Annotated in this window: 31 protein-coding genes; 19 read left to right on the forward strand and 12 right to left on the reverse strand. The window is 72.6% G+C overall.

What is annotated here, in order from left to right; genetic code table 11:
* Positions 1-141 precede the first annotated feature (141 nt).
* Positions 142-363: a helix-turn-helix domain-containing protein gene (locus tag ACH4TP_RS28390; RefSeq protein ID WP_006123601.1), complete on the forward strand. Its 222-nt coding sequence runs from the start codon at positions 142-144 to the stop codon at positions 361-363.
* A 133-nt stretch (positions 364-496) separates the two neighbouring features.
* On the forward strand, positions 497-1297 hold the full coding sequence (locus tag ACH4TP_RS28395) for an enoyl-CoA hydratase/isomerase family protein (protein ID WP_398177216.1): 801 nt from the start codon (positions 497-499) through the stop codon (positions 1295-1297).
* Between the two features lie 97 nt (positions 1298-1394).
* Here the strand turns inward: ACH4TP_RS28395 and ACH4TP_RS28400 are convergent, their stop codons facing one another.
* Positions 1395-2075 carry a hypothetical protein gene (locus ACH4TP_RS28400; RefSeq protein WP_398177213.1) on the reverse strand — a complete coding sequence of 227 codons (681 nt, stop codon included), beginning with the start codon at positions 2073-2075 and terminating at the stop codon, positions 1395-1397.
* 93 nt (positions 2076-2168) lie between these two features.
* Between ACH4TP_RS28400 and ACH4TP_RS28405 the strand changes: the two genes are divergently transcribed.
* From ACH4TP_RS28405 to amaP, 5 genes are read left to right on the forward strand one after another with little or no spacing between them, the layout of a single operon-like run.
* Entirely contained in the window at positions 2169-2645 is a 477-nt protein-coding gene (locus tag ACH4TP_RS28405) for an Asp23/Gls24 family envelope stress response protein (RefSeq protein WP_389223398.1), read from the forward strand.
* 42 nt (positions 2646-2687) lie between these two features.
* Positions 2688-2879, forward strand: coding sequence for a hypothetical protein (locus tag ACH4TP_RS28410; RefSeq protein ID WP_189505666.1), 192 nt, complete (start codon positions 2688-2690; stop codon positions 2877-2879).
* A gap of 6 nt (positions 2880-2885) precedes the next feature.
* Positions 2886-3254, forward strand: coding sequence for an Asp23/Gls24 family envelope stress response protein (locus tag ACH4TP_RS28415; protein ID WP_398177209.1), 369 nt, complete (start codon positions 2886-2888; stop codon positions 3252-3254).
* Positions 3251-3874 (forward strand): DUF6286 domain-containing protein, encoded by a 624-nt coding sequence (locus ACH4TP_RS28420; protein WP_398177206.1) that lies wholly within the window; start codon positions 3251-3253, stop codon positions 3872-3874. The genes ACH4TP_RS28415 and ACH4TP_RS28420 overlap by 4 nt, the downstream gene beginning before the upstream one ends.
* Positions 3871-4458: an alkaline shock response membrane anchor protein AmaP gene (amaP, locus tag ACH4TP_RS28425; protein ID WP_398439478.1), complete on the forward strand. Its 588-nt coding sequence runs from the start codon at positions 3871-3873 to the stop codon at positions 4456-4458. The genes ACH4TP_RS28420 and amaP overlap by 4 nt, the downstream gene beginning before the upstream one ends.
* 15 nt (positions 4459-4473) lie before the next feature.
* Here the strand turns inward: amaP and ACH4TP_RS28430 are convergent, their stop codons facing one another.
* The 6 genes from ACH4TP_RS28430 to ACH4TP_RS28455 form a co-directional block, all read right to left on the reverse strand.
* Positions 4474-5229: an SDR family oxidoreductase gene (locus tag ACH4TP_RS28430; RefSeq protein WP_389223386.1), complete on the reverse strand. Its 756-nt coding sequence runs from the start codon at positions 5227-5229 to the stop codon at positions 4474-4476.
* Positions 5230-5234: 5 nt separating this feature from the next.
* Positions 5235-7019 carry a glycoside hydrolase family 15 protein gene (locus ACH4TP_RS28435; protein ID WP_398439479.1) on the reverse strand — a complete coding sequence of 595 codons (1785 nt, stop codon included), beginning with the start codon at positions 7017-7019 and terminating at the stop codon, positions 5235-5237.
* Positions 7020-7053: 34 nt separating this feature from the next.
* A complete protein-coding gene (locus ACH4TP_RS28440) occupies positions 7054-7869 on the reverse strand; it encodes an SURF1 family protein (protein WP_398439480.1) in 816 nt (271 codons plus the stop codon).
* Between the two features lie 80 nt (positions 7870-7949).
* Positions 7950-8183, reverse strand: coding sequence for a hypothetical protein (locus ACH4TP_RS28445; protein WP_030691654.1), 234 nt, complete (start codon positions 8181-8183; stop codon positions 7950-7952).
* Between the two features lie 63 nt (positions 8184-8246).
* Complete coding sequence (locus ACH4TP_RS28450; RefSeq protein WP_389223378.1) at positions 8247-9221, reverse strand: DEDDh family exonuclease; 975 nt, start codon at positions 9219-9221, stop codon at positions 8247-8249.
* The gene (locus ACH4TP_RS28455) at positions 9218-9895 is read right to left on the reverse strand and encodes a TetR/AcrR family transcriptional regulator (protein ID WP_389223375.1); all 678 of its coding nucleotides are present in this window, start codon (positions 9893-9895) and stop codon (positions 9218-9220) included. Before ACH4TP_RS28455 ends, ACH4TP_RS28450 begins: the two co-directional genes overlap by 4 nt.
* A 96-nt stretch (positions 9896-9991) precedes the next feature.
* Here ACH4TP_RS28455 and ACH4TP_RS28460 point away from each other — a divergent pair, with 96 nt between their 5' ends.
* The 8 genes from ACH4TP_RS28460 to ACH4TP_RS28495 all read left to right on the forward strand — a co-directional run bounded on the left by ACH4TP_RS28460 (position 9992) and on the right by ACH4TP_RS28495 (position 17645).
* A complete protein-coding gene (locus ACH4TP_RS28460) occupies positions 9992-10789 on the forward strand; it encodes an acetoacetate decarboxylase family protein (protein ID WP_389223372.1) in 798 nt (265 codons plus the stop codon).
* On the forward strand, positions 10789-11673 hold the full coding sequence (locus tag ACH4TP_RS28465) for an SDR family NAD(P)-dependent oxidoreductase (protein WP_398439481.1): 885 nt from the start codon (positions 10789-10791) through the stop codon (positions 11671-11673). Before ACH4TP_RS28460 ends, ACH4TP_RS28465 begins: the two co-directional genes overlap by 1 nt.
* A 29-nt stretch (positions 11674-11702) precedes the next feature.
* Positions 11703-12995, forward strand: coding sequence for an amidohydrolase family protein (locus ACH4TP_RS28470; protein ID WP_389223366.1), 1293 nt, complete (start codon positions 11703-11705; stop codon positions 12993-12995).
* The gene (locus ACH4TP_RS28475; protein ID WP_398177190.1) at positions 12992-14218 is read left to right on the forward strand and encodes an amidohydrolase family protein; all 1227 of its coding nucleotides are present in this window, start codon (positions 12992-12994) and stop codon (positions 14216-14218) included. The genes ACH4TP_RS28470 and ACH4TP_RS28475 overlap by 4 nt, the downstream gene beginning before the upstream one ends.
* A gap of 24 nt (positions 14219-14242) precedes the next feature.
* Positions 14243-14968, forward strand: a complete 726-nt coding sequence (locus ACH4TP_RS28480) for a VIT family protein (RefSeq protein ID WP_389223360.1) — start codon at positions 14243-14245, stop codon at positions 14966-14968.
* Positions 14969-15072: 104 nt separating this feature from the next.
* Positions 15073-15954 carry a sterol desaturase family protein gene (locus ACH4TP_RS28485; protein WP_398439482.1) on the forward strand — a complete coding sequence of 294 codons (882 nt, stop codon included), beginning with the start codon at positions 15073-15075 and terminating at the stop codon, positions 15952-15954.
* Positions 15951-16583 carry a lysoplasmalogenase gene (locus ACH4TP_RS28490; protein WP_398177184.1) on the forward strand — a complete coding sequence of 211 codons (633 nt, stop codon included), beginning with the start codon at positions 15951-15953 and terminating at the stop codon, positions 16581-16583. Before ACH4TP_RS28485 ends, ACH4TP_RS28490 begins: the two co-directional genes overlap by 4 nt.
* Positions 16584-16601: 18 nt before the next feature.
* Positions 16602-17645, forward strand: coding sequence for a zinc-dependent alcohol dehydrogenase family protein (locus tag ACH4TP_RS28495; RefSeq protein WP_389223351.1), 1044 nt, complete (start codon positions 16602-16604; stop codon positions 17643-17645).
* Positions 17646-17682: 37 nt separating this feature from the next.
* Here ACH4TP_RS28495 and ACH4TP_RS28500 read toward each other — a convergent pair whose 3' ends face one another.
* Together ACH4TP_RS28500 and ACH4TP_RS28505 are read right to left on the reverse strand one after the other, a co-directional pair.
* Positions 17683-18984 carry a CoA transferase gene (locus ACH4TP_RS28500; protein WP_398439483.1) on the reverse strand — a complete coding sequence of 434 codons (1302 nt, stop codon included), beginning with the start codon at positions 18982-18984 and terminating at the stop codon, positions 17683-17685.
* Positions 18985-19064: 80 nt separating this feature from the next.
* Positions 19065-20600 carry a S8 family serine peptidase gene (locus ACH4TP_RS28505; protein ID WP_389223345.1) on the reverse strand — a complete coding sequence of 512 codons (1536 nt, stop codon included), beginning with the start codon at positions 20598-20600 and terminating at the stop codon, positions 19065-19067.
* Between the two features lie 273 nt (positions 20601-20873).
* On the opposite strand from ACH4TP_RS28505, the gene ACH4TP_RS28510 reads away from it, so the two are divergent.
* From ACH4TP_RS28510 to moaA, 3 genes are all read left to right on the forward strand, one after another.
* On the forward strand, positions 20874-21248 hold the full coding sequence (locus tag ACH4TP_RS28510; RefSeq protein ID WP_389223342.1) for a DUF485 domain-containing protein: 375 nt from the start codon (positions 20874-20876) through the stop codon (positions 21246-21248).
* Positions 21245-22870 (forward strand): cation acetate symporter, encoded by a 1626-nt coding sequence (locus ACH4TP_RS28515; protein ID WP_389223339.1) that lies wholly within the window; start codon positions 21245-21247, stop codon positions 22868-22870. Before ACH4TP_RS28510 ends, ACH4TP_RS28515 begins: the two co-directional genes overlap by 4 nt.
* 152 nt (positions 22871-23022) lie before the next feature.
* Positions 23023-24012 (forward strand): GTP 3',8-cyclase MoaA, encoded by a 990-nt coding sequence (gene moaA / locus ACH4TP_RS28520; protein ID WP_389223336.1) that lies wholly within the window; start codon positions 23023-23025, stop codon positions 24010-24012.
* Positions 24013-24026: 14 nt separating this feature from the next.
* Here the strand turns inward: moaA and ACH4TP_RS28525 are convergent, their stop codons facing one another.
* Both ACH4TP_RS28525 and ACH4TP_RS28530 read right to left on the reverse strand, forming a co-directional pair.
* Positions 24027-24245, reverse strand: coding sequence for a hypothetical protein (locus ACH4TP_RS28525; RefSeq protein ID WP_398439484.1), 219 nt, complete (start codon positions 24243-24245; stop codon positions 24027-24029).
* Between the two features lie 134 nt (positions 24246-24379).
* Positions 24380-24706 (reverse strand): DUF3099 domain-containing protein, encoded by a 327-nt coding sequence (locus tag ACH4TP_RS28530; RefSeq protein WP_389223330.1) that lies wholly within the window; start codon positions 24704-24706, stop codon positions 24380-24382.
* A gap of 169 nt (positions 24707-24875) precedes the next feature.
* Between ACH4TP_RS28530 and ACH4TP_RS28535 the strand changes: the two genes are divergently transcribed.
* Entirely contained in the window at positions 24876-25151 is a 276-nt protein-coding gene (locus tag ACH4TP_RS28535) for a GlsB/YeaQ/YmgE family stress response membrane protein (RefSeq protein ID WP_389223327.1), read from the forward strand.
* A gap of 63 nt (positions 25152-25214) precedes the next feature.
* Here ACH4TP_RS28535 and tyrS read toward each other — a convergent pair whose 3' ends face one another.
* Positions 25215-26483, reverse strand: a complete 1269-nt coding sequence (tyrS, locus tag ACH4TP_RS28540; RefSeq protein WP_389223324.1) for a tyrosine--tRNA ligase — start codon at positions 26481-26483, stop codon at positions 25215-25217.
* Positions 26484-26509: the final 26 nt, after the last annotated feature.

Raw genomic sequence — 26509 nt, forward strand, 5'->3', positions numbered from 1 at the left:
GTGGAATCCAGGCTTCCGTTCGTGATGACGGCGTACTCGTCCACAAACCCGGCGGCACGGACCTTGTCGAATGGGTGGCCAGGACGGACGGGAGGGGTGATCATGAGAAGTCCAGAGCGCACTTCCCATGAGGAGGCACGGGTGGCCGAGACTCTGAAGAAGGGCAGCCGGGTGACCGGCGCCGCGCGCGACAAGCTCGCGGCAGACCTGAAGAAGAAGTACGACTCCGGTGCGAGCATCCGGGCGCTGGCCGAGGAAACCGGCCGCTCCTACGGGTTCGTCCACCGGATGCTGAGCGAGTCCGGAGTCACGCTGCGTGGACGCGGCGGGGCGACACGGGGCAAGAAGGCGGCCTCGGCCTGACATCGGGGCGGCTCGACCGGTCCACCGGGACCTCCCGGTGGGCACCCGGTCGACCCTGCGGTCGGCCAGGTGGTTACTGTGCAGTCACTTAGCATCTCGAATGCAGTGCTGCACCGGAACCGGAGGCGCCCCCATGACTACGCTCGACGACTCTGAGCTCGTATTCGACAAGGACGGTGTACGGCTCACCGTCGAGGACGCCGTTGCCACGGTGACCCTGACCAACCCGGCGAAGCGCAACGCCCAGTCTCCCGCTCTGTGGCGGGCGTTGACGGAAGCCGGACGGTCGTTGCCCGGCAGCGTGCGGGTCGTCGTTCTGCGCGGCGAGGGCAAGTCCTTCTCCGCCGGACTCGACCGGCAGGCGTTCACGCCCGAGGGCTTCGACGGCGAGCCGTCCTTCCTGGAGATGGCGCGCGGGTCCGACGAGGACCTCGACGCGCTCATCGCCGAGTACCAGGAGGCGTTCACCTGGTGGCGCCGCAGCGACCTCGTGTCGATCGCGGCCGTCCAGGGCCACGCCATCGGCGCGGGCTTCCAGCTCGCCCTCGCCTGCGACCTGCGGGTCGTCGCCGAGGACGTGCAGTTCGCCATGCGCGAGACCAGCCTGGGTCTCGTCCCGGACCTGACCGGGACGCACCCGCTCGTCTCGCTCGTCGGCTACGCCCGCGCGCTGGAGATCTGCGCCACCGGCCGCTTCGTGCATGCGGAGGAGGCCGAGCGCATCGGTCTCGCCAACCTGTCCGTGCCCGCCGACGAGCTCGACGCGGCCGTACGGGACCTCAGCGCCGCCCTGCTCGCGGCGCCCCGCGACGCGGTCACCGAGACCAAGGCGCTCCTCCAGGGCGCCTCCGGCCGCTCCTACGAGGACCAGCGCGCCGCCGAACGCGCCGCCCAGTCCCGCCGCCTGCGCGACCTGGCGGGCCTCGGCGACTGACGCACGCGCTCGGCCGGTGCGGGCGCGCGACTGACGCGTCCGCTCGACCGAGCCCGCCCCGGGGCTGCACCTGCGGCCGGCCGGGGCACGCGCGCGTTCAGCGCAGTTCCGACACCAGTACCGTGACCGCGGTCGCCCCAGCGGCGGCCGCGGTCGCGGCGTTCCGGGCCGCGCGGGCCACGTCCAGTGGGCGATGACCGGCCGTCACGGCCAGCTCCACCCGCACCTGGTCCGGGCCCCGGTGCACCGGCGGCCCCCAGGTGTCCGTCACGCCCGCCACGCCCTCGACCCGCAGGACCGCCAGGGCCACCGGATCGTCCGTCGCCGGAGCGGGCCGCCCCGGCGGGGGAGCGGTCGGCTCCGTCGCCGGCGGCTCCGTGTCGAGCAGCTCCGTCACCCGCAGGTCCACCGCCGTCACCCGCAGCCCGAGACCGTCGCGCGCCGCCCCGAGCAAGGTCGCCCGCAGCTCTTCGGCCAGCTCCGGCAGCGGACGGCCCGCCACCGCCCCGAAGTCCGCGGAGATCCGCAGCGCGCCCGGCCCGAGCCCGCCCGGCGGCACCGGAAGCGGGCCGGAGCCCGTCTCCTCCACGTCCGGGTCGGGCCCGATCCGCAGACCGCCCGGCACCACCCCCCGTACGGCCGAGGCCGCCGGGCCGAGAACACTCCGTGCCGCACGCTCAGTGATCCACGCGCCGTCCCCGGCCGCCCCGAGCGGCAGCAGCCTGCCCAGCGCGAGGCGGTCTCGTACCGCAGCCGTCCAACCCTCAGCCGTCGTCATTCCCCCAGCCTGCCGCATCCACAGGGCAAATTCGGGCAAGCGCCCTTAATGTGAGCAAGGAACCCCGAAATACCACAGAAGGGGATTAATCCAATGACGGACACCACCCACTCCGGCGACCCCACGACGGACGAGCCGCGCCGTACGTCCGTGACCAAGCGGGGCGGCGGCGCACCGGCCTCGCGGGGCCGGACGACGATCGCCGACGGTGTCGTCGAGAAGATCGCCGGCCTCGCCGCGCGCGACGTCGTCGGCGTCCACGCCATGGGCAGCGGCCTCTCCCGCACCTTCGGTGCCGTACGCGACCGGGTCCCCGGCACGGGGGGCGCCAAGGCGAGCGTCACCCGAGGGGTCAAGGCCGAGGTCGGCGAGGTGCAGACCGCGCTCGACCTGGAGATCGTCGTCGACTACGGCGTCTCCATCGCCGACGTCGCCGGCGACGTCAGGGAGAACGTCATCGCCGCCGTGGAGCGGATGACCGGCCTGGAGGTCGTCGAGGTCAACATCGCGGTCAGCGACGTGAAGCTGCCCGAGGACGAGGAAGAGGAGCCGGAGCCCAGGCTCCAGTAGTCGTCGGAACCCCGGCGACAGTGGCCAGGAAAGGGGCTCGGAATGAGCATGGCGGTGGTCGGCCTGGTGGCCGGCATGGCTCTCGGCTTCGCCGGATACTTCGGCGGCTTCGGAGCGTTCGTACTGGTCGCGGCCCTCGGGGCGATCGGCTTCGTGGCCGGTCGGTTCCTCGACGGAGACCTCGAACCCGGGGATCTGTTCCGGGGCCGCGAACGCGGCGACCGGCGGCGGTGACCCGGGGTGGTGACGGATCTGGCGGACGACCCGGTACGGGGCGGGGTGCGGGGCCGGGGGGCGACCACGATCGCCGACCGGGTCGTCGCGAAGATCGCCGCGCAGGCGGCCAGGGAGGGCCTCGACGCCGTCCCCGAAGGGGGCTCGAAGCCGCACGCCTCGGTCGTGGTCCACCGGGAGATCGCCCGCGTTTCGGTGAGCCTCGACCTCGGCTACCCCTCCGACGTGGGCCGCCAGTGCGGCGCCGTCCGGAACCGGGTACGCACGCGCGTGGAGGAGCTCGTCGGCCTTGAGGTCCACGAGGTGACCGTCCACGTCGAGCACCTCCACTCCGCGCACACCCGCCACGCCACGCCGAGGGGCCGCCTCGCATGACCACCACCCCGGAACCGGCCCCCGCGGCGGGCCCCGGCACCGACGCGCCGGCCGCGCACGTGCCGCACGTCCGCCGCTTCTGGGCCGTGCGCCGCATCCCCGCCGCCCTGCTCGCGGCCGTCGTCCTCGGCGGCGCCGGGCTGCTCCTCTACGACGTCGCGGCCGTACGGGCCGACCGCTCCGCCATGGCCTGGCGGCGCGAACTCGCCGACGCCCTCGCGACCCGGCCGCTCGACGACGTGGTCATCGTCGTCGGCGCGGCCGTCGCCGTCGTGCTCGGCCTCTGGCTCCTCGTCCTGGCCGCCACCCCCGGGCTGCGCGCCGTCCTCCCGATGCGCCGCGAACAGACCGACGTCCGGGCCGGCCTCGACCGCGAGGCCGCCGCCCTCACCCTGCGGGACCGCGTCATGGAGGTCTCCGGGGTGCAGTCCGTACGCGTGCGCGTGGGCCGCGCCAAGGTCGCCGTCCGGGCGGTGTCGCACTTCCGGGCCCTCGACGAGGTGCGGACCGATGTGGAGACGGTGCTCGCCGGCGCCGTCGAGGAGCTCGGCCTCGCCCGTCCGCTCGCGATGACGGTACGGGTGGCCCGGCCGTCCCGGAAGGAAGGGAAGCCCAAGTGACCGTCGTCCTCCGGCGCGTCAACCGCGTCCTGCTCGGGCTCGCCGGGCTGCTCCTCGTCGTCGTCGGCGGCGCCGTTCTCGCCGCCGCCCTCGACGCGCCCGTACCGTCCTGGTGGCCCTGGTCCGGCCCCGACGACGTGCTGCTCACCACCGCACAGCGGCAGCGCTGGCGGGACGAGAGCTGGTGGTGGCCGGCGGTCATCGCCGCCCTCGGGCTCGTCGTCCTGCTCGCCCTGTGGTGGTTCCTCGTCCAGTTCCGGCGGGCCCGGCTCCGCGAGGTCCTCGTCGACACCGGCGACGGCGAGGCGGCGGTGCTGCGCGGCCGTGCCCTGGAGAGCGTCCTGGAGGCGGACGCGGCCGCGCAGGAGGGCGTGGCCCGGGCCAAGGTCGCCCTCACGGGCCGCCGGGCCGCCCCCAAGACCCGGATCCGGCTCCTCCTGGAGCCGCACGCCTCCCCGGGCGACGCCCTGACCGCCCTCAGCACCGAGGCCCTCGCCCACGCCCGTACGTCGATGGGCCTGCCCGCCCTGCCCACCGAGGCGCGCCTGCGCGCGGTGAAGCACCGGGCGCGCAGGGTCGCCTGACGCCGCGCTCCGGGCTCAGAACCCGACGCGCGCCCCGCCGTCCACCGGCAGCATCAGACCCGTCAGGTACGAGGCGGCCGGCGAGAGCAGGAAGGCCGCCGTGGTCCCGAACTCCTCCGGGGTGCCGTAGCGGCGCAGCGGGATCGTGAGCTCGTTCGCCGCGCGGGCCGCGTCCGCGTCGCCGGAGAGCGCGTCCAGGGAGCGCACCCGGTCCGTGTCGATCCGGCTCGGCAGCAGGCCGACGACCCGGATGCCGCGCGGGCCCAGGTCGTTGGCGAGGGACTTGGCGAAGCCGGCGAGCCCCGGGCGCAGCCCGTTGGAGATGGTCAGGCCCGGGATCGGCTCGTGGACGGAGCCGGACAGGACGAAGCCGATGACCCCGCCCTCGGTGAGCGTCTCGGCGGCCGCGCGGGCCAGCCGTACCGCCCCCAGGAAGACGGTGTCGAAGGCGGCCGCCCACTCCTCGTCGGTGTTGTCCGCCGCGAAGCCGGGCGCCGGGCCGCCGACGCTGATCAGGATGCCGTCGAAGCCGCCGAACCGGGCCCGCGCCTCGGCGATCAGCCGGGCCGGGGTCGCCGGGTCGGCGTTGTCGGCGGCGATGCCGGCCGCGCCCTCGCCCAGCTCGGCCACCGCCTCGGCGACCGTCTTCTCCTCGCGCCCGGTGACCAGCACCTTCGCGCCCTCCGCGAGCAGCGCCTCGGCCGAGGCCCGGCCGAGCCCCCGCGTCGCACCGGTCACCACGTACACACGGTCCTTCAGTCCCAGATCCATGCGCCCTATCCTGCCGTCTCCCCGGCGTCGAGCGCCAAGGCGGTCCCGACCAGGCCGATGTGGCTGAACGCCTGCGGGAAGTTCCCCAGCTGACGCCGCGCCACCGGGTCGTACTCCTCGGCGAGGAGCCCCACGTCGCTGGTGAGCGCGAGGAGCCGCTCGAAGAGCTCGCGCGCCTCCTCCGCCCGCCCGGTCAGCCGCAGGGCGTCCGCCAGCCAGAACGAGCAGACCAGGAAGGTCCCCTCCTGCCCCGGCAGCCCGTCCAGGGCCGTGGAGTCGGGGCTGTAGCGGCGCACGAAGCCGCCGTGCGTGAGCTCGGCCCGTACGGCGTCCACGGTCCCCACCACCCGGGGGTCGTCCGGGGGCAGGAAGCCGACCTGCGGGATGAGGAGGGTGGCGGCGTCCAGCTCGGCGGAGCCGTACGCCTGGGTGAAGGTGTTCCGCACGGGGTCGTACGCCCGCGCGCACACCTGCGCGTGGATCTCGTCCCGCATCGCCCGCCAGCGCCCCGCGTCCCCCGGCAGCGAGGGATCGGCCTCCAGGGTGCGGACCGCGCGGTCGGCGGCGACCCAGGCCATCACCTTCGAGTGGGTGAAGTGGCGGCGGGGCCCGCGGACCTCCCACAGGCCCTCGTCGGGCTCCCGCCAGGTGGACTCCAGGAAGCCGAGCAGGCTCAGCTGGAGGTTCCAGGCGTGCCGCTCCGCCGGGACCCCGGCCTCACGCGCGCGGTGGAGGGAGTCCATGACCTCGCCGTACACGTCGAGCTGGAACTGCTCCACCGCCGCGTTCCCGGTCCGTACCGGCGCCGAGTCGGCGTAGCCGCGCAGCCACGGCAGGCTCGTCTCGGGCAGCCGGCGCTCCCCGGCGGGGCCGTACATGATCTGGAGGTCGGCGGGGTCGCCCGCGACCGAGCGCAGCAGCCAGTCCCGCCAGGCGCAGGCCTCCTCCTCGTACCCGGCGGCGAGCAGCGCGCCGAGGGTGAGGGAGGAGTCGCGCAGCCAGCAGGCGCGGTAGTCCCAGTTCCGCACGCCGCCGAGCTCCTCGGGCAGGGAGGTGGTGGGGGCGGCGACGATCCCGCCGGTGGGGGCGTACGTGAGCGCCTTGAGGGTGATCAGGGAGCGCAGCACCGGCTCCCGGTAGGGGCCCCGGTAGGTGCAGCGGGCGGCCCACTCCCGCCAGTCCGCGAGGCACTGCTCCAGGGCCTCGAAGGGGTCGACGAGCTCCGGGCGCGGCTCGTGCGAGGGGTGCCAGGTCAGCACGAAGGCCACCTTCTCGCCGGCGGCGACGGTGAAGGCGGACTGGGTGGAGAACTGCTGGCCCCAGGTCTTCACGTGCGGTTCGCTGCGCAGCCAGACCGAGTCCGGTCCGGCGATCGCGACCCGGTGGCCGTCGGACCTGCGCACCCAGGGGACGATCGAGCCGTAGTCGAAGCGGAGCCGCAGCACGGAGCTCATCTCGACGCTGCCGCTGACCCCCTCCACGATCCGCATCAGGTCGGGGGCCCTGTCCCGCTGCGGCATGAAGTCGACGACCTTGACGGTGCCCGTACGGGTCTCCCAGTAGGTCTCCAGGACGAGGGAGTCCTCGGCGTAGCGGCGGGTGGCGCAGGTCGTGGCGCCCTTGGGGGCGAGCCGCCAGTGGCCGTTCTCCTCGTCGCCGAGGAGGGCGGCGAAGCAGGCGGCGGAGTCGAAACGGGGCAGACACAGCCAGTCGACCGACCCGTCGCGGCCGATGAGCGCGGCGGTCTGGAGATCGCCGATGAGGGCGTAGTCGTCGATACGTTGCGTCACGCTTTGGGCTGTTCCCGGAAGCGGCGACGGTCAATCAGCGGGACGCGGTGGCCTGCGCCTCGGCGGGGTCCGGCTCCGGGGAACCGGAGGCCCCGGCGGCGGCCCCGGCCGCCCGGTCGCGCTTCTCCCGGCGCACCAGGATCACCCAGCCGACGGGCACCCCGGCGGCGAAGAGCCACCACTGCACGGCGTACGCCATGTGGGGGCCGATCGAGTCGTGGTCGGGCCCGGGGATCGGCTCGGGCGTGTTCCCGGCCGGCTCGGGCGCGGTCAGCTCCAGGTAGCCGCCGAGCACCTCGCGGCCGATGAGCTCGGCCTGCTGCCCGCTGCTGATCAGCATGACCTGCCGGTCCGGCAGGCCCTTGAGGTCCTTGATGCCGCTGGCGCCCGTCGTCTCGTCCGCCTTGAGCCGGCCGGTGACGGTCACCTCGCCCCTGGGGGCGGGCGGCACCGACGGGAAGGAGTGCTGGTCGGCGGCGGCCGGGACCCAGCCGCGGTTGACCAGGACGACCTTGCCGTCGCGCAGGACCAGCGGGGTCAGGACGTGCACGCCGACCTGGTCGTCGGAGGAGGTGCGGCGGCGGACGACCACCTCGTGGGCGGTGTCGAAGGTGCCGGTGGCGGTGACCCGCCGCCAGTAGTCGGCGCGCGGGACGGTGTGACCGGGGGAGGTGAGCTCCTCGACCGGTCGCGGCTCCGCCTTGAGGTTGTCCGCGATCAGGGCGTTCTGGGCGACCCGGTTCTCGTGCCGGTGGAACTGCCAGAAGCCCAGCTCGATCATCGTGGGGATGAGGGCGAGGGCGACGAGGGTGAGGATCACCCACTGCCGGGACAACAGGAAGCGGTACACCCCACGACCGTACAGCGCGGGTCGAGGGGTGCACGCAGGGGGGTTCGGGTCGGTTCGCCCGACCGGACGGGATCGTTTCCTCACACCCTGTCGACGATGCCCACCTTCCCCTCGGCGCGGGCGCAGTGGCCGCCGCAGTACCAGCTGCCCTCGACCTCGACGCCCTGTCCGATGATCTGGACCCGGCAGTGCTCGCAGATGGGCGCCATGCGGTGGATGGCGCAGGCGAAGCAGTCGAAGACGTGAACCGCGCCCTGTGCATGAACCTCGAAGGACATGCCGTAATCGTTTCCGCAGACCTCACAACGTGCCATGCGCCACAGGGTGGAGCGCCCGGCGGGCGCGCGCAGCTCGGCACGCCCGCAGGGCCGGGGGCGTCACCCGTCTGCCGGGGTCACGTCCCGCAGCAGCTGGGTGTAGGCGGCCTCGTCGACGACCGGGGTGCCGAAGGACTTCGCCTTCGCCGTCTTGGAGGTGACGGAGTCCGGGTCGTTGGTGACGAGCAGGCTGGTCAGCCGGGAGACGCTGGTGGCGACGTGGAGGCCGGCCTCGACGGTGCGGTCCTCCAGGAGCTCGCGGTCGATGGAGGTGTCGCCGGAGAAGGCCACCCTCATGCCCTGCTTGAGCGGCTTGTCCGTCTCGTACCGCCCCGGGTTGGGGTACGGGCACGGCGGACGCTTGCGCGAGGGGCGCCAGCTGCCCGCCCGGTAGGAGGACTGCCGGCCGATCAGCGGCTGCGCGGGCGCCGAGGCCCACTCGGTCAGCGGCCGGCACTCCAGGAGCGGCAGCCGTACGTTCCGCTCGGCCGCCGCGTGCAGGCTCGGCCGGAAGGCCTCGGCGAGCACCCGGGCGTCGTCGAGCGCGTTGTGCGCGTGCTGCTGCACGACGCCGAAGTGCGCGGCGAGCGACTCCAGCTTGTGGTTGGGCAGCGGCAGCGACAGCTCCTTGGCGAGCGCGATCGTGCACAGCCGCTGGCGCACGGGCGCCGCGGACTCCGCGCGCGCGTACTCCCTGGCGATCATCTGCCAGTCGAACATCGCGTTGTGCGCGACGAGCACCCGGCCGTCGAGCCGGGCCGCGAACTCCGCCGCGATCTCCGCGAAGAGCGGCGCGCCCTCCAGGACGTCGCTGGTCAGCCCGTGGATCCAGACCGGACCGGGGTCGCGCTCGGGGTTGACGAGCGTGTACCAGTGGTCCTCGACGTTCCCCTGGGCGTCCAGCCGGTAGACGGCAGCGGACACTATCCGGTCGTCGCGGGCGAGTCCGGTGGTCTCCACGTCGACGACCGCGTACCCCTGCGGGTAGGCGGCCGGCCACGTCGCTGCTGTCGTACGGTCGTCAAGCACGGTCATTGAGAATACGGCCCGCGGCCGACAATCCCGTCCTCGGTGTTCTCGATCTCACTCCGGGCACCCGCGAGCAGGCCCTCCACCAGGGCCCGCACGGAGTCCGTGAAGAGCCGCTCGGTGTCGATCGGCGCGGCCAGGGCGCGGGCGAGGGGCCCGTCGGCCTCGGCGTCCTCCCCGCGCCACAGCTCCTCCTCGGCGGGGGACTGGGCGGGGGCCCGCTCGCGGTTGCGCTCCACCAGGACGTAGCCGACGACCTGGAACTGCACGGCGCGCACGGCCCGCGCGGCATGCGCCCCGCGCAGCCCGGCCGCGTGCGCCTCGTGGACCAGGGCGCGCTGGGCCGGCAGGAACATGCGCTCCGTGAGGCCCCGCTCGTGGACCATCGCCACCAGGTGCGGGCGCTCGCGCAGGGCGCGGCGCAGCGCGCGGGCGACCGAGACGATCCGCTCGACCGGGGTCGTGCCCCGGGGGCGGATCGTGCCCAGGTCGGAGACGGTGCGGGCGACGAGCGCGTCGAGCAGCGACTCGCGGTTGCCGACGTGCCAGTAGATCGAGGTGACCGCGGTGCCGAGCTCGGCGGCGAGCCGGCGCATCGTGAGCGCGTCCGGGCCGTGCTCCCTCACCAGGGCGGCCGCGGTGTCCAGTACCTCGTCACGGGTCAGCGCGGAGCGTGCCATCGATTCCCCCAACTCCTCTGCGTGCAGACCTCTTTACCCTTCGGCGGTCGCGGTGTAACTGTGTTACAGGCCGACGATCCCGAAGGGTGGTACGTCATGGCACGAGTACGGTACGGGGCACGCAGCGACGCGGAGGCGGCGGCGGCCCGCGAGCGGTCCGCCAAGCTCCCCGACATCTGGTCCACCGGTGTGGTCGCCGTCTGGGAGACCGACCCGGACGTCGTGGCGGCGGTCCTGCCGCCCCCGCTGAAGCCCACCGCGCGCCCCCTCGTGCGCGCCAACATCAGCAAGGTCGACCTGCCCGGCTATCCGCTCGGCGCCGGCTCGGTGGCCGTGGCCGCCGCCCACGGCGACCGGGAGGGCTGGTACCCGCTGGTCATGCCGATGACCCACGAGCGGGCCCTGATCGGCGGGCGCGAGGTCTTCGGCGAGCCGAAGAAGCTCGGCGAGGTCACGGTCGAGCGCGAGGGGCTCGTCGTGCGCGCCGCCCTCGCCCGGCACGGCATCGCCTTCGTGGAGGTGCGCGGCGCGGTCTCCGGGACCCTGCCGGTCCCCGGGCCCGTCGAGAAGACCGACTTCTACTTCAAGTTCCTGCCGGGCGTGGAGGGCACCGGCTTCGACGCCGACCCCGTCCTCGTGCACTGCGTCCGCAACGAGAAGGTGCGGAAGCTGGAGCGGATCACCGGCGACGTGGTCCTGCGCGAGTCCATGTACGACCCGGTCGCCGACCTGCCGGTGCGCCGGCTCGTCGAGATCACGATCGGCGAGAAGACCACCGACCAGAAGGGCACGGTCGCCGAGCGGGTCTCCGCCGAGGCCCTGCTGCCCTTCGTCCACCAGCGGTACGACGACCCGCTCCAGATCCTCGACGGACCCCCGGAAGGAAGTGCCTGATGGAGCTGCGCGCGGGACAGGTCGCCGTCGTCACGGGCGCGGCGAGCGGCATCGGCCTCGCGATGGCCCGCCGCTTCGCCGCCGAGGGCCTCGCCGTCGTCATGGGGGACGTCGAGCGCGGCGCCCTCGAAGCGGCCGCCGACGAGCTGATGGCCGACGGGGCGCAGGTCCTCGCCCGGACGGTCGACGTCTCCGACCCCGAGGAGGTACGGGCGTTCGCGGACGCCGCGTACGACACCTTCGGCGCCGTCCACGTCCTCTGCAACAACGCGGGCGTCGGCTCCGGTGCGGAGGGCCGCATGTGGGAGCACGAGCCCAACGACTGGAAGTGGGCCTTCTCCGTCAACATCTGGGGCGTCTTCCACGGCATCCAGGCCTTCGTCCCCCGGATGCTCGCGGGCGGCGAACCCGGCCACGTCGTGAACACCTCCTCCGGCGACGGCGGCATCGCCCCGCTGCCCACCGCCTCCGTGTACGCGGTCACCAAGGCGGCCGTCGTCACCATGACCGAGTCCCTGTACGCCCACCTCAAGGCGGAGCACGCGCGCGTGGGCGCCTCCGTCCTCTTCCCGGGCCCGCACATGCTGCGCACCGGGCTGTGGGAGTCGCACCGCAACCGGCCCGAGCGGTACGCCAAGCAGAAGCCGCGCCGGACCCCGTACCGCAGCCTCGACCAGTTCGAGGCGGCGATGAAGGAGGCCGGGCGCGAGGTGGCCTTCACCCCGGTGGAGGAGGTCGCCGAGCACGTCGTCGACGGCATCCGCGCCGACCGCTTCTGGATGCTGCCGGCGAGCGAGCACAGCGACCGCCAGATCACGGCGCGCTCGCGGTCCATGCTCGACCGCGCCAACCCGTCGTACCTGGAGAACTTCATCCTCGACTGAGGGGCTTCACCGACCGAGGGGCTTTCGCCATGAGCAACGAGCGCCATGAGGACCCGTACCTGATCATCTCCTCCGACTGTCACGCCGGGCTGCCCACCGAGGAGTACCGGCCCTATCTCGACCCCCGCTTCCACCGGGACTTCGACGACTTCCTGGCGGGGCGCGAGGCCCGCCGGGAGGCCATGACCCGGCTCGGGGTGCGCAACGAGGCCTTCGCCGACAAGTGGTTCCACGACAACGAGGAAGGCCTGCGGGGCGGCTGGGACCCCGCTCAGCGGATCAAGGAGCTCGACGGCGACGGCGTGGCCGCCGAGGTCGTCTTCCCCGACGCGGACGCCGTCGACAGCCAGACCGCCGCGCCCTTCGGCGTCGGCCTCGGGCTCTCCGGCGACCAGGACCCGGAGCTCGGCATGGCGGGCGCGAAGGCGCACAACCGCTGGCTCGCCGAGTTCGTCTCCGCCAACCCGGCCCGGCACTGCGGGGTCGCCCTCCTGCCCGTCACCGCCGACGTCCGCGAGGTCGTCGCCGAGATCCACCGGGCCAAGGAGTCCGGGCTCGGCGCGCTCATGATCCCCTCCATGTGGGTGGACAAGGCCCCCTACCACGACCGGCGTTACGACCCGGTGTGGGCGGCGGCCGCCGAGACCGGGATGCCGGTCGTCACCCACTCCGGGGCGGCACCGCGCGAGGAGTACGGCGACCACCTCGGGATCTACGTCTCCGAGGTCACCTTCTGGCCGGCCAGGCCGCTGTGGTTCCTGCTCTGGTCGGGCGTCTTCGAGCGCCACCCGGGCCTGCGGTTCGGGGTCGCCGAGTCCGGCTGCTGGTGGCTGCCGAACCTGCTCTGGTTCATGGACCGGCTCTACCTGGGCGCGCACGGCGGCAAGAAGCTGTCCCCGTTCGCCGAGCTGAAGCGGCCGCCGAGCGAGTACCTGGACCGGCAGGTCTTCGTCTGCGCCACCAACACCAAGCGGCGCGAGCTCGCGCAGCGGTACGAGATCGGCGTCGACAACATCCTGTGGGGCTCGGACTTCCCGCACCCGGAGGGCACCTGGCCCGACACGCGCGCGTGGCTGCGGAAGACCTTCCACGACATCCCGGTCGCGGAGACCCGGCGGATGCTCGGTCTCGCCGCCGCCGAGGTCTTTGGATTCGATATCCAAATATTGGATCCGATAGCCCGTCGCATCGGCCCCACCCCCGCCGACCTCGGCCAGCCCGCCGACCAGGCCGCCGTCGAAGCCTCCTGGGCCCGCTCGCGCGAGGTAGGCCGGCACTGGCTCACCGACCACGACTTCCCGGTCCTGGGGGTGAACCCGTGACGGACCGCTACACGGTCGTCTCCGCCGACTGCCACGCCGGCGCCGACCTCCTGGACTACAAGCCGTACCTGGAGAAGAAGCACCACGACGACTTCGACGCCTGGGCGGCGACCTACGTCAACCCCTACGAGGACCTCCTCGCCGACACCGCCGACCGCAACTGGAACTCGCGGCGCAGGCTGCGCGAGCTGGAGGCGGACGGCATCGTCGCCGAGGTCGTCTTCCCCAACACCATCCCGCCGTTCTTCCCCAAGGCCTCCCTGATGGCCCAGCCGCCCACCCGCGCCGAGTACGAGCGGCGCTGGGCCGGGCTCCAGGCGCACAACCGCTGGCTGGCCGACTTCTGCGCGGACGCCCCGGGACGCAGGGCGGGCGTGGCGCAGATCCTCCTCAACGACGTGGACGCAGCGGTCGCGGAGATCCGCCGCGCCCGCGAGGCCGGACTCACCGGAGGCATCCTGCTGCCCGGCGTCCCGCCGGGCTCCTCCGTCCCCGAGCTGTACGCGGAGGCGTACGACCCGATCTGGGCCGTCTGCGCCGAGCTCGACGTCCCGGTCAACCACCACGGCGGCTCCGCGTCCCCGCCGCTCGGCGACGAACCGGCCGCCCGGGCGGTGTTCATGGTGGAGACCACCTGGTTCTCCCACCGGGCCCTGTGGCACCTGGTCTTCGGCGGCGCGTTCCGGCGCCACCCGGGGCTCAAGCTGGTCCTGACCGAGCAGGGCTCGGGCTGGATCCCGGGCGTCCTCGACATGCTGGACTACTACCACCGGCGCCTGGTGTCGGCCGCGACGAAGGCCTCCACCGCCGAGTCCAAGTTCGGCGCCGGCCTCGCGGAGTCCATGGGCAAGGGTCCCAAGGAGGTCTGGCGGGACAACTGCTTCGTCGGCGCGAGCTTCATGCGCCCCCACGAGGTGCCGCTGCGCGAGCGGATCGGCCTCGACAAGATCATGTGGGGCAGCGACTACCCGCACGACGAGGGCACCACCCCGTACTCCCGCGAAGGCCTCCGCATCGCCTACGCGGGACTCCCGAGGGAGGAGGTCGCCGCCATGGTCGGCGGGAACGCGGCCCGCGTCTACGGCTTCGACCTCGCCCTCCTCGACCGCCTGGCCGCCGTCCACGGCCCGTCGGTCGAGGAGATCGCCCGACCCTTGGAGAAGGTCCCCGAGGGGGCGACGAGCCCGGCCTTCGCCCCGGGCGGGTCGGTCCGCGTCTGGTGAGCCGCCGGGTGCGACCCTCCTGACGTGACGTCACCCCCCGTACCGGACAAAGCGCACGACGAGGCCCACGGCGGCGGCCTCGGCTCCCGTCTCAACTGGCTCCGGGCGGCCGTGCTCGGAGCCAACGACGGCGTCGTCTCCACCGCGGGCCTCGTCGTCGGCGTCGCCGGCGCCACCGAGGACCGGGCCGCCCTGCTCACGGCCGGCCTCTCGGGGCTGCTCGCCGGCTCGATGTCGATGGCGGCGGGGGAGTACGTCTCGGTCTCCAGCCAGCGCGACTCCGAGAGGGCCGCGCTGGCCCAGGAGAAGCGCGAACTGCGCGAGCAGCCGGAGGCGGAACTCGCCGAACTGACCGGCCTGCTCGCCGCCCGCGGCCTCTCCCCGGAGGTGGCCCGCGAGGCCGCCGAACAGCTCACCGCCCGTGACGCGCTGCGCGCCCACGCGCGCGTGGAGCTGGGCATCGACCCCGACGCCCTCACCAACCCCTGGCACGCGGCCGGCGCCAGCTTCCTCGCCTTCACCGTCGGCGCCCTGCTCCCGCTCCTCGCGATCGTCCTCCCCCCGCCCTCCGCCCGCCTCTGGATCACGGTCCTCTCCGTCCTCGCCGCCCTCGTCCTCACCGGCTGGTGGAGCGCCCGCCTCGGCGGCGCCCCCACGGGCCCCGCGATCCTGCGCAACGCGGCGGGCGGCGCCCTCGCGATGGCGGTCACCTACGGCGCGGGATCGCTGCTGGGAGCGGCGGGGGTCTAGGGACGCCTTGTCGGGAAGCTCCAAAGCTTGCTGACAAGTTGTCTCACTTACTTGTAAGTAATCACGTCTAGTCGCGTACGCCCCCCGCCTCTACCGTCATCGACATGCCGCCGAACCCGCCCGATGTCGTGCTCTGGTCCATACCGGCGTTCGTCCTGCTCACCGTCGTGGAGATGGTCGGCCACCGGATCCACCCCGACGAGGACGCCGCCGGGTACGCGGCCAAGGACGCCGCCACCAGCATCGGCATGGGCCTGGGCAGCCTCGTCGTCGACGCGCTGTGGAAGATCCCGATCGTCGCGGTCTACACGGCCGTGTACGAGCTGACCCCGCTCCGCGTCCCCGTCCTCTGGTGGACGATCCCGCTCATGCTGCTGGCGCAGGACTTCCTCTACTACTGGCAGCACCGCGGACACCACGTCATCCGCATCCTCTGGGCCTGCCACGTCGTCCACCACAGCAGCCGGAAGTTCAACCTCTCCACCGCCCTGCGCCAGCCGTGGACCAATGTGACGGGCTGGCCGTTCTACCTGCCGATGATCGCCCTCGGCGTCCACCCGGCGGTCGTCGCCTTCTGCCACTCGGTCAACCTCGTCTACCAGTTCTGGATCCACACCGAGCGCATCGACAAGCTGCCCCGCCCCTTCGAGTACGTCCTCAACACCCCCTCGCACCACCGCGTCCACCACGCCTCCCAGGGCGGCTACCTGGACCGGAACTTCGGCGGCATCCTGATCGTCTGGGACCGGGCGTTCGGCTCCTGGACCGGCGAGACCGAGCGGCCCGTCTACGGGCTCACCAAGAACATCGAGACCTACAACCCGCTCCGCGTCGCCACCCACGAGTACGCCGCCATCGCCCGCGACCTGCGCGCCGCGCACGGCTGGCGCGAGCGGGCCGGGCGGGTCTTCCGAGGGCCCGGCTGGCAGCCGGAGGCCCGTACCACCGCACCCCACGACCAGACCGCCCCGGAGCCCGCCGCGTGACCACCCCCTCCCGAACCCTGTTCGGAGCCTTCCTCCTCGCCGCGGTCGTCGACCTCGGCTCCCTGCTCGCCGGCGCGGACCTCGGCCACCAGGTCGCCAAGCCGCTCCTGATGCCCCTGCTCGCCGCGTACGCCGCCACCCGGGGCGCCCCCAAGCCGCTCATCGCCGCGCTCCTTTTCGGCTGGGGCGGCGACGTCCTCCTGCTCTCCGACGCCGACTGGGCCTTCCTCGTCGGCATGGGCTCCTTCGCCGCCGGACACGTCTGCTACCTGGTCCTCTTCGGACGCGGGCGTACGTCCCCGGCGCTCGGAGCCCTGTACGCGGCCGCGCTCCTCACCACCGTCGTGCTCCTCTGGCCCGACCTCCCCGCCGACCTGCGGATCCCCGTCGCCGGGTACTCGCTGCTGCTCACCGCCATGGCCTACCGCTCCAGCGCCTTCGGGCTCCCGGCCGGCCTCGGCGGCGCCCTCTTCCTGCTGTCCGACACCCTCATCGCCACCGGTGTCGCCGACTGGCCCCAGCTGCCGGCGCCCGACTTCTGGGTCATGCTGACCTACATCGCGGCGCAGTACCTGCTGACGGCGGGAACGCTCCGCGCGATGTACGGTGAACGTCGTACAACCGTCTGACAGCAAGGACCGCCCCCCATGCGCGCCACCACCATCCACGCCCCGTTCGACATGCGCGTGGAGGACGTGCCCGACCCGGTGATCCAGGAGCCCACGGACGTCGTCCTGCGGGTCCTGCGCGCCTGCATCTGCGGCAGCGACCTGTGGGCCTACCGCGGCGAGTCCGCCCGGCAGCCCGGCCAGCGCATCGGCCACGAGTTCCTCGGCATCGTCGAGGCGGCCGGCTCCGAGGTCACCGGCTTCGCCGCCGGCGACCTCGTCGTCGCCCCCTTCGTCTGGTCCGACGGCACCTGCGAGTACTGCGCCGAGGGCCTCCAGACCTCCTGCCCGCGCGGCGGCTTCTGGGGCTCGGTCGGCTCCGACGGCGGCCAGGGCGAGGCCGTCCGCGTCCCCTTCGCCGACGGCACCCTCGTCAAGCTCCCCGCCGACGCCGCCTCCGACGACCGGCTCCTGACCGCGCTGCTCGCCCTCTCCGACGTCATGGGCACCGGACACCACGCGGCCCTCGGCGCGGGCGTCACCAAGGGCTCCACCGTCGCCGTCGTCGGCGACGGGGCCGTCGGCCTCTGCGGCGTCCTCGCCGCCAAGCGGCTCGGCGCCGAGCGGATCATCGCGCTCGGCCGGCACACCGCCCGCACCGACATCGCCCGCGCCTTCGGCGCCACCGACGTCGTCGCCGAGCGCGGCGAGGCCGCCGAGGCCGCCGTCCGCGAGCTCACGGGCGGCCAGGGCGCGCACGCCGTCATCGAGGCGGTCGGCACCGAGCAGTCGATGCGCACGGCCGTGGCCATCACCCGCGACGGCGGCTCCATCGGCTACGTCGGCGTCCCGCACGGCAGCGGCACCGGCCTCGACCTCTCCGTCATGTTCGACCGCAACATCGCCCTGCGCGGCGGCGTCGCCCCCGTCCGCGCCTACATCCCGGAACTCCTCCCGGACGTCCTCTCCGGCGCGATCGACCCGTCCCCGGTCTTCGACCTGACGGTCGACCTGTCCGGCGTCCCCGCCGGCTACAAGGCCATGGACGACCGCACGGCCCTGAAGGTCCTGGTCAAGCCGTAAGGCACGACGGGGGCGGCCCCGGCGCCGCCCCCGTCCCTCAGGCCCCCGCCCACTCCGGCGCGTCCGCCCCCGCGACGCCCGGAGGCCGGGACCAGGACGTCGGCCCGCCCTCGTACGCCACCGGCGACAGCGCATGCCGCAGCCGCCCCAGCGGCCCCTCCGACTCGGCGAGGTACCGCTCCGGCTCGTACCGCGGCAGCGTCCCGGTCAGCCAGTGGCCCGTCTGCGCGAGGGCCAGGCGGACGAGGCGGCTGCCGCCCTCCGCGCGCTGCTCCGTCAGGGACCGCAGCACCGCCGCCGCGAGCAGATAGCCCGTGCCGTGGTCCAGCGCCTGGGCGGGCAGCGCGCCGGGCTCCGAGACCGAGCCCTCGACGACCGCGATCCCCGTCGCCACCTGCACCAGGGAGTCGAAGCCGCGCCGCCCGGCCCACGGCCCGTAGTCGCCCCAGGCGGAGATCCGGGCCGTCACCAGACCCGGCCGGTCCAGGTCGAACCGGTCGAGCGCGCCCGGCCGGTAGCCGGTCACCAACACGTCGGCCGCGTCGAGCAGTTCGTCGAAGGTCCGCCGGTCCGACGGCCGGTCCAGGTCCAGCGCGGACGTCCGCTTGCCGACGCACGTGTCCGCGTGCAGGTCCGGCAGTTCCGGGTTGCCCGGCGGGTCGATCCGCAGCACGTCCGCGCCGAGCAGCGCGAGCGTCCGGGTCGCGACGGGCCCGGCGAGCACCCGGGTCAGGTCCAGGACCCGCAGCGGGCGCCCGTCCGCCGCCCGGGGCGCCGCCTCGTCGAGCCGCTCCCGGGTCAGCAGCGGCCGCGCCGCCACCTCCCGGCCCTGCCCGCCCGCCGCCCACTCCTCGGGCGTGCGCAGGGCGACGGCCAGGCCCCCGGCCCCGTACACCGCCGTCTCGACCTCGACGGCCTTTCGCTCCCCGATCGCCGCCGCGACGGCCTCCACGGAGTCCGCCGCGTCCAGCGCCGTGAGCAACGCCGCCTTGTGGTGCGGGTAGTTGGCGTGCGTACGGACCCAGCCGTCGGCCGCCCGCCAGAACCGCGAGAGGGGCGCGAAGTTCACCGGCTCCCGCCCGTCGACCCGCAGATGGCGCTCGCTCACGAAGGCGGTCGCGACGGCCCCGTCGTCCACCCGCACCGGCCCCGGGATCCCCGCGTGCTCCACCGCGGCGAGCGAGCAGACCGCGACCGCGCCCCGCGCCAGGTCCATCACCGGCAGCCGCGCGGGCAGCAGCCCCGAGACCCCGCCGTACTCCACACGGTCGACGAGGGCGGGATCGCCGCCCAGGGCCGACCACAACAACTCCGTACCCGTACGCACTGTGTCGTCCATGACCGCAGTGTGGCACTCGGTGCCATGCGAAGGGCCCCGGTGTGGCGCACCACACCAGGGCCCTCGTCACGCGGTACCGCTTACTTCACGGCGGCCAGCGCGTCGATCAGACCGGCTCCGTAGAAGCCGTTCTTCTGCTTGCCGCCCTCGCAGACGGCGTCGACGACACCGTCACCGTTGATGTCGTACGGGTTGGTGCACGCCTGCTCGTCGGCCTGCGCGTACAGCAGCGCCTTCAGCGCCGCCGGACTGGCATGCGGGTGCGTCGACTTCAGCAGCGCGAGCACACCGGCGGCGTGCGGGGACGCCATCGACGTGCCGGCCTTGTAGTTGTAGCCGCCGTCGACCGTGGTCGACAGGATGCGGCCGTTGACCGCCGGGGCGTCCGGGGTCTGGTACTCGGTGCGGTCACCGCCGGGGGCGGCGATGTCGACGACGCCGAGACCGTAGTTGGAGTAGGACGCCTTGAGGCCCTTGGCGCCGGTCGCGGAGACCGTCACGACGCCCGGCAGCATGGACGGGTAGTCGAAGCACTCCGACGGGTCGACGTCACGGGGGACCGCCGTGGTGTCGTTCGGGCTGGTCGTGTCCGTGATCTTGTCGGCCGCCAGGTCGAACTTGGAGTTGCCGGCCGCGGCGACGTTGACCGTGCCCTTCTTCTCCGCGTACCGGGTCGCGCGGGTGACCGCCTCGATGAGGGCCTTCTGGTCCTCGTCGTTCTTGCAGGCGAACATCCACGGGTCGGTGTAGTAGCTGTTGTTCGTGATGTCGACGCCGTGGTCGGCCGCCCACACGAAGCCGCAGACCACGGCCTCGGTGTAGAAGAAGCCGTCCGGGTTCGCCACCTTGATGCCGGCGAGCTTCACGCCCGGCGCGACACCGGTGATGCCGATGCCGTTCTTGGCGGCGCCGATGGTGCCCGCGACGTGCGTGCCGTGGTCGCTCTCGCCCTTGTTCGGACGCCACGAACCGGCGGTGGTGTTCGCCACGCCGGACACGCAGTTGGCGGACTTGGAGGCGTCGAAGTTCGGCGCCAGGTCCGGGTGGGTGTCGTCGACACCCGTGTCGATGATGCCGACGGTGACCCGGCTGCTGCCGAGGCTCTTCTCGTGCGCCTTGTCGGCCTTGATCGCCGGGAGGTCCCACTGCAGGGGCTCCAGCGGGTCCTGACCGTCCGTGGCGGCGGCGGCGGCCGCCTTCGCCTCGGCGGCGGACAGCGTCTGCGCGCCCTCGTCGACGGAGTCGTCGGACTGGACGGAGAGCGGGGCGGTACGGGTGGCGCCGGCCGACTCCACACCACGCGCCTGCCGGATCGTCTTCGCGAACTCGGGGTTCTGCGAGTGGACGACTATCACGCCTATCTGGTCGTACGAGACGACCACCTCGCCGCCCGCGGCGGCGATCGACTTCCGCACGGAGTCGGCGGTCCAGCGGCCGCCCTCGACGTTGACGACGTACGAGAGCTTCGGGCCGCTGAAGGCGGCCACGGCGGCCGGAGCGTCGCTCAGTTCCGCGGCGGAGGCGGCGCCGGGGGCGAGGAAGCCGAGCGAGGCCGTGAGCGCGAGACCGACCGGCAGAGCGAGAGCTCGGCCGCGCCTCGATCCCAGATGAGCCATGGGTTCTCCACATCATCCGTACGTACTGCCCCCGCGCGGGTTTGCGCGCGGACAGGTGCATGACGAGTGAAGCTATCGCTGATCTTCCCGAACCTTCAATGAGTTGAGAAGACTTCATGAAGATATGTTCAAAGAAAAGTCCACGGTGAACCGCTTCGCTTCCCGCTCCGTGCCGTTGGGCAGGGGAGGAGCTCCGCTCGGAGCCCCGCTTCCCACACCGCTGGTGAGGCCCCCTTGACCAAGCCGTCCGTCCCCGCGTCACGAGGAGATTCCGTGGCTACCGAAGCACCGCCGCCGCCCAGAAACGGCACGGAGACCGACCACGGTCCCGCGTCGCCCACCACGGAGCAGTTCGTCGAGGTGCAGGAGGGAGCGGAGTTCGGCGAGCTGCGCCGCACGTACCGCTCCTTCGCCTTCCCCCTCACCCTCGCCTTCATCGCCTGGTACCTGCTGTACGTGCTGCTCTCCAACTACGCGGGCGGCTTCATGGGCACCAAGCTCTTCGGGAACGTCAACGTGGCCCTCGTCCTCGGCCTCGGCCAGTTCGTCACCACGTTCCTCATCGCCTGGCTCTACTCGCGGCACGCGGCGAACCGGCTCGACCCCAAGGCCGAGGCCATCAGAACACGTATGGAGGGCGACGCATGAGCACCCCCGTCCTGCTCGCGGCCGGCAGCGCCACCACCGAGCACCGGCCCCTGATCATCGCCCTGTTCGGCGTCTTCGTCCTCGCCACCCTCGTCATCACCGTCTGGGCCGGCCGCCAGACCCGCAGCGCCGCCGACTTCTACGCCGGCGGACGCCAGTTCACCGGCTTCCAGAACGGCCTGGCGATCTCCGGCGACTACATGTCCGCCGCCTCCTTCCTCGGCATCGCCGGAGCCATCGCCCTCTTCGGCTACGACGGCTTCCTGTACTCCATCGGCTTCCTCGTCGCCTGGCTCGTCGCCCTGCTCCTGGTCGCCGAACCGCTGCGCAACTCCGGCCGGTTCACCATGGGCGACGTCCTCGCCTACCGGATGCGCCAGCGGCCCGTCCGCACCGCCGCCGGCACCTCCACGATCGTCGTCTCGATCTTCTACCTGCTCGCGCAGATGGCGGGCGCGGGCGTCCTCGTCTCGCTGCTGCTCGGCATCACCAGCGACGGCGGCAAGATCGGGATCGTCGCCCTGGTCGGCCTCCTCATGATCGTGTACGTGACGATCGGCGGCATGAAGGGCACCACCTGGGTGCAGATGGTCAAGGCGGTCCTGCTCATCGCGGGCACCCTCCTGATCACCTTCCTCATCCTCCTCAAGTTCCACTTCAACATCTCGGAGCTGCTCGGCGCGGCCGCCACCAACAGCGGCAAGGGTGACGCCTTCCTGGAGCCCGGCCTCAAGTACGGCGCCACCGCCACCTCCAAGCTGGACTTCCTCTCGCTCGGCATCGCCCTCGTCCTCGGCACCGCCGGCCTGCCGCACATCCTGATCCGCTTCTACACGGTGCCGTCCGCCAAGGCCGCCCGTAAGTCCGTCAACTGGGCCATCGGCATCATCGGCGCCTTCTACCTGATGACGATCGTCCTCGGCTTCGGCGCCGCCGCCCTCCTCAAGAACAGCGACATCGTCGCCTCCAACAAGGCCGGCAACACGGCCGCCCCGCTCGCGGCCCTGGAGATCGGCGGCGGAGCCGGCTCCACCGGCGGCGCGATCCTCCTCGCCGTCATCTCCGCCGTCGCCTTCGCGACCATCCTCGCCGTCGTCGCCGGCCTGACCCTGGCCTCCTCCTCGTCCTTCGCGCACGACATCTACGCCAACGTCATCCGGCGCGGACAGGCCACCGAGAAGGAGGAGGTGAAGGCCGCCCGCTGGGCGACCGTCCTCATCGGCATCGTCTCCATCGCCCTCGGCGCCCTCGCCCGCGACCTCAACGTCGCCGGTCTCGTCGCCCTCGCCTTCGCGGTCGCCGCCTCGGCCAACCTGCCGACGATCCTCTACTCGCTCTTCTGGAAGCGGTTCACCACCCAGGGCGCCCTGTGGTCGATCTACGGCGGCCTGGTCTCGGCGGTCGTCCTCGTCCTGTTCTCCCCGGTCGTCTCCGGCAAGCCCACCTCGATGTTCAAGACGGTGGACTTCTACTGGTTCCCCCTGGAGAACCCCGGCCTCGTCTCCATCCCCCTCGGCTTCCTGCTCGGCTGGCTCGGCTCGCTCCTCTCCAAGGAGGAGCCGGACAAGGGCAAGTACGCCGAGCTGGAGGTCAAGTCCCTCACCGGAGTCGGAGCCCACTGAAACGCATAAGTTCCGCCACCGCCGACGGCCGCGTCGTAGAGTTCTACGACGCGGCCTCACCGGTCCTCGTGACAATCTGCCCTGCTCCTTGTCCGAGTGCTCACGTAGGCTCAGAACACACGCATCCGGAAGACCGGGAGAGGGGGCCCACAGTGCTCATCGACACATACGGCCGTGTGGCCACCGACCTGCGCGTCTCGCTCACGGACCGGTGCAATCTGCGCTGTACGTACTGCATGCCCGAAGAGGGCCTCCAGTGGCTCGCCAAGCCGGACCTCCTCACCGACGACGAGATCGTCCGGCTCATCCGCATCGCGGTCACCGACCTCGGCGTCACCGAGGTCCGCTTCACCGGCGGCGAGCCGCTGCTCCGCCCCGGCCTCGTCGGGATCGTCGAGCGCTGCGCCGCCCTGGAGCCCCGCCCCCGGATGTCCCTCACCACCAACGGCATCGGACTCAAGCGCACCGCCGCCGCCCTCAAGGCGGCCGGCCTCGACCGGGTCAACGTCTCCCTCGACACCCTGCGCCCCGAGGTCTTCAAGACCCTCACCCGCCGCGACCGCCACCAGGACGTCCTCGACGGCATGGCCGCCGCCCGCGAGGCCGGCCTCACCCCGGTCAAGGTCAACGCCGTCCTGATGCCCGGGCTCAACGCCGACGAGGCCCCCGACCTCCTCGCCTGGGCGATACGCGAGGGGTACGAGCTCCGCTTCATCGAGCAGATGCCCCTGGACGCCCAGCACGGCTGGAAGCGCGACGGCATGATCACCGCCGGTGACATCCTGGATTCGCTGCGCACCCGCTTCACCCTGACGCCGGAAGGCTCCGAGGAGCGCGGCTCGGCGCCCGCCGAGCGCTGGACGGTCGACGGCGGACCGCACACGGTCGGCGTCATCGCCTCCGTCACCCGCCCGTTCTGCCGGGCCTGCGACCGCACCCGGCTCACCGCCGACGGCCAGGTCCGCACCTGCCTCTTCGCCACCGAGGAGACGGACCTGCGGGCCGCGCTGCGCTCGGACGCCCCGGACAGCACGGTCGCGGAGCTCTGGAAGAAGGCCATGTGGGGCAAGAAGGCCGGCTCCGGCCTCGACGACCCGAGCTTCCTCCAGCCCGAGCGCCCGATGTCGGCGATCGGCGGCTGAGGTCCGGCCGAGGTCTAGCGGGCCTCCTCGGACTCCCAGTCGGCCAGCGGCACGACGTCCTTCAGGAAACCCCGTACCCCCAGGAACTGGGAGAGGTGCTCGCGGTGCTCCTCGCACGCGAGCCAGGTCTTGCGGCGCTCGGGCGTGTGCAGCTTGGGGTTGTTCCACGCGAGGACCCAGACGGCGTCGGCGCGGCACCCCTTGGCGGAACAGATCGGCTTCTTTTCACTCACCCGGTCATTGTCCAGCAACAGCGATGCCGGGCAGCCACGGGGGGAGCTGCCCGGCATCGGTCCGTCGCTCCGACGGGGGATGCGGAGCGCGTAGGCAGTATGTCACGGCACATGGGGTGCGGTGCACGGGATCGTCATGATTGATCTGAGCTTTTCTTGAGGTTCGGGGGGTCGAGCGCCGGGCGCACCGGAGTGGGGACGAAGGTGGAGGGAAGGGACGGAGCCCTCTCGCGTCCCGCGTTGGCGATCACCACCGCGATGTAGGGGAGCAGGAGCCCCAGCCCCAGCGCCACGAAGGCCACGTGCCGCTCGACGTTCCACAGCACCGTCGCGGCGATCACGGAGAGCGTCCGCACCGTCATCGAGATGACGTAGCGCCGCTGCCGCCCCCGCACGTCGTCGGCGAGCCCCTGCCGGGCCCCCGTGATCCGGAAGACCTCGGTCCCGCCATGCTTCAGCATCGCCGTTCACCGCCCACAGGTCGTGCCGGACCCTCCCCGGTCCGGACCTGATTCCACGGTACGCCCGCCCTCCACGGCCCACGAGACCGGGGCACGCATGGTGCTGCCCGACATGCGCCGTATGGCCGATGGGTCGAGACTGGGCGCACACGCGCACTAGGAGGCGGCGATGGGTTGGTTGTGGGCGATCATCGTGGGATTCGTCCTCGGTCTGCTCGCGAAGGCGATCCTGCCGGGGAAGCAGCAGATCCCGTTGTGGCTGACGACCGTGTTCGGCATTCTCGGCAGTGTGCTCGGCAACGCGGTCGCGGGCTGGATCGGAGTCGAGGACACCCGGGGCATCGACTGGACCCGGCATCTGCTCCAGCTGATCGGCGCCATCGCCGTGGTCGGCGTGGGCGACATGCTGTGGGTCTCGCTCAAGGGCGGCAGACGGCACGCCTGAGGGACGGGAGGAGGCCCGGTACGGCGCACAGCGCGCGTACCGGGCCTCCTCCCGTCGTGATCCTCACTCGCCGGCGAACTCGATCGCCGCCAGGTTCTTCTTGCCGCGCCGCAGCACCAGCCAGCGGCCGTGCAGCAGCTCCTCCGCCGACACCTCGGCGTCCTCGGCGGTCACCTTCACGTTGTTCACGTAGGCGCCGCCCTCCTTCACCGTGCGCCGCGCCGCCGACTTGCTCGCCACGAGACCGACCTCGGCGAACAGGTCCACGACCTGGCCCAGCTCGGACACGCGCGCGTGCGGCAGCTCGGAGAGCGCGGCGGCCAGCGTCGGCTCGTCCAGCTCGGCCAGGTCGCCCTGCCCGAACAGCGCCTTGGAGGCGCCGATGACGGCCGCGCACTGCTCGGCGCCGTGCACCAGGGTGGTGAGCTCCTCGGCGAGTGCCCGCTGCGCGGCCCGCGCCTGCGGCCGCTCGGCGGTCTGCGCCTCCAGCTCCTCCAGCTCCTCGCGGGACCTGAAGGACAGGATCCGCATGTACGTCGAGATGTCCCGGTCGTCCACGTTCAGCCAGAACTGGTAGAACGCGTACGGCGTGGTCATCTCCGGGTCCAGCCAGACGGCCCCGCTCTCGGTCTTGCCGAACTTGGTGCCGTCCGCCTTGACCATCAGCGGGGTAGCCAGCGCGTGGACCTCGGCGCCCGGCTCCAGGCGGTGGATCAGGTCGAGGCCGGCCACCAGGTTGCCCCACTGGTCCGAGCCGCCCTGCTGGAGCGTGCAGCCGTAACGGCGGTACAGCTCCAGGAAGTCCATGCCCTGGAGCAGCTGGTAGCTGAACTCGGTGTAGCTGATGCCCTGCTCGGACTCCAGGCGCCGGGCCACGGAGTCCTTGGTCAGCATCTTGTTGACCCGGAAGTGCTTGCCGATGTCCCGCAGGAACTCGATCGCCGACAGCCCGGCGGTCCAGTCCAGGTTGTTCACCATGACCGCCGCGTTCTCCCCCTCGAAGGAGAGGAAGGGCTCGATCTGCGAGCGCAGCCGGTTCACCCAGTTCGCGACCGTCTCGGGGTCGTTCAGGGTGCGCTCGGCCGTCGGCCGCGGGTCACCGATCTGCCCGGTGGCCCCGCCGACCAGCGCCAGCGGCCGGTGCCCGGCCTGCTGGAGCCGGCGGACGGTGAGGACCTGGACCAGGTGGCCGACGTGGAGACTGGCCGCGGTCGGGTCGAAACCGCAATAGAACGTGACGGGACCGTCCGCGAGAGCCTTGCGCAGTGCGTCCTCATCGGTGGACTGGGCGAACAGCCCGCGCCACTTCAGCTCGTCGACGATGTCCGTCACGATCGTCCGTCTCCTCAGAAAGTCGT

This window comes from Streptomyces sp. NPDC021012 (assembly GCF_044333355.1).
Taxonomy (GTDB): Bacteria; Actinomycetota; Actinomycetes; order Streptomycetales; family Streptomycetaceae; genus Streptomyces.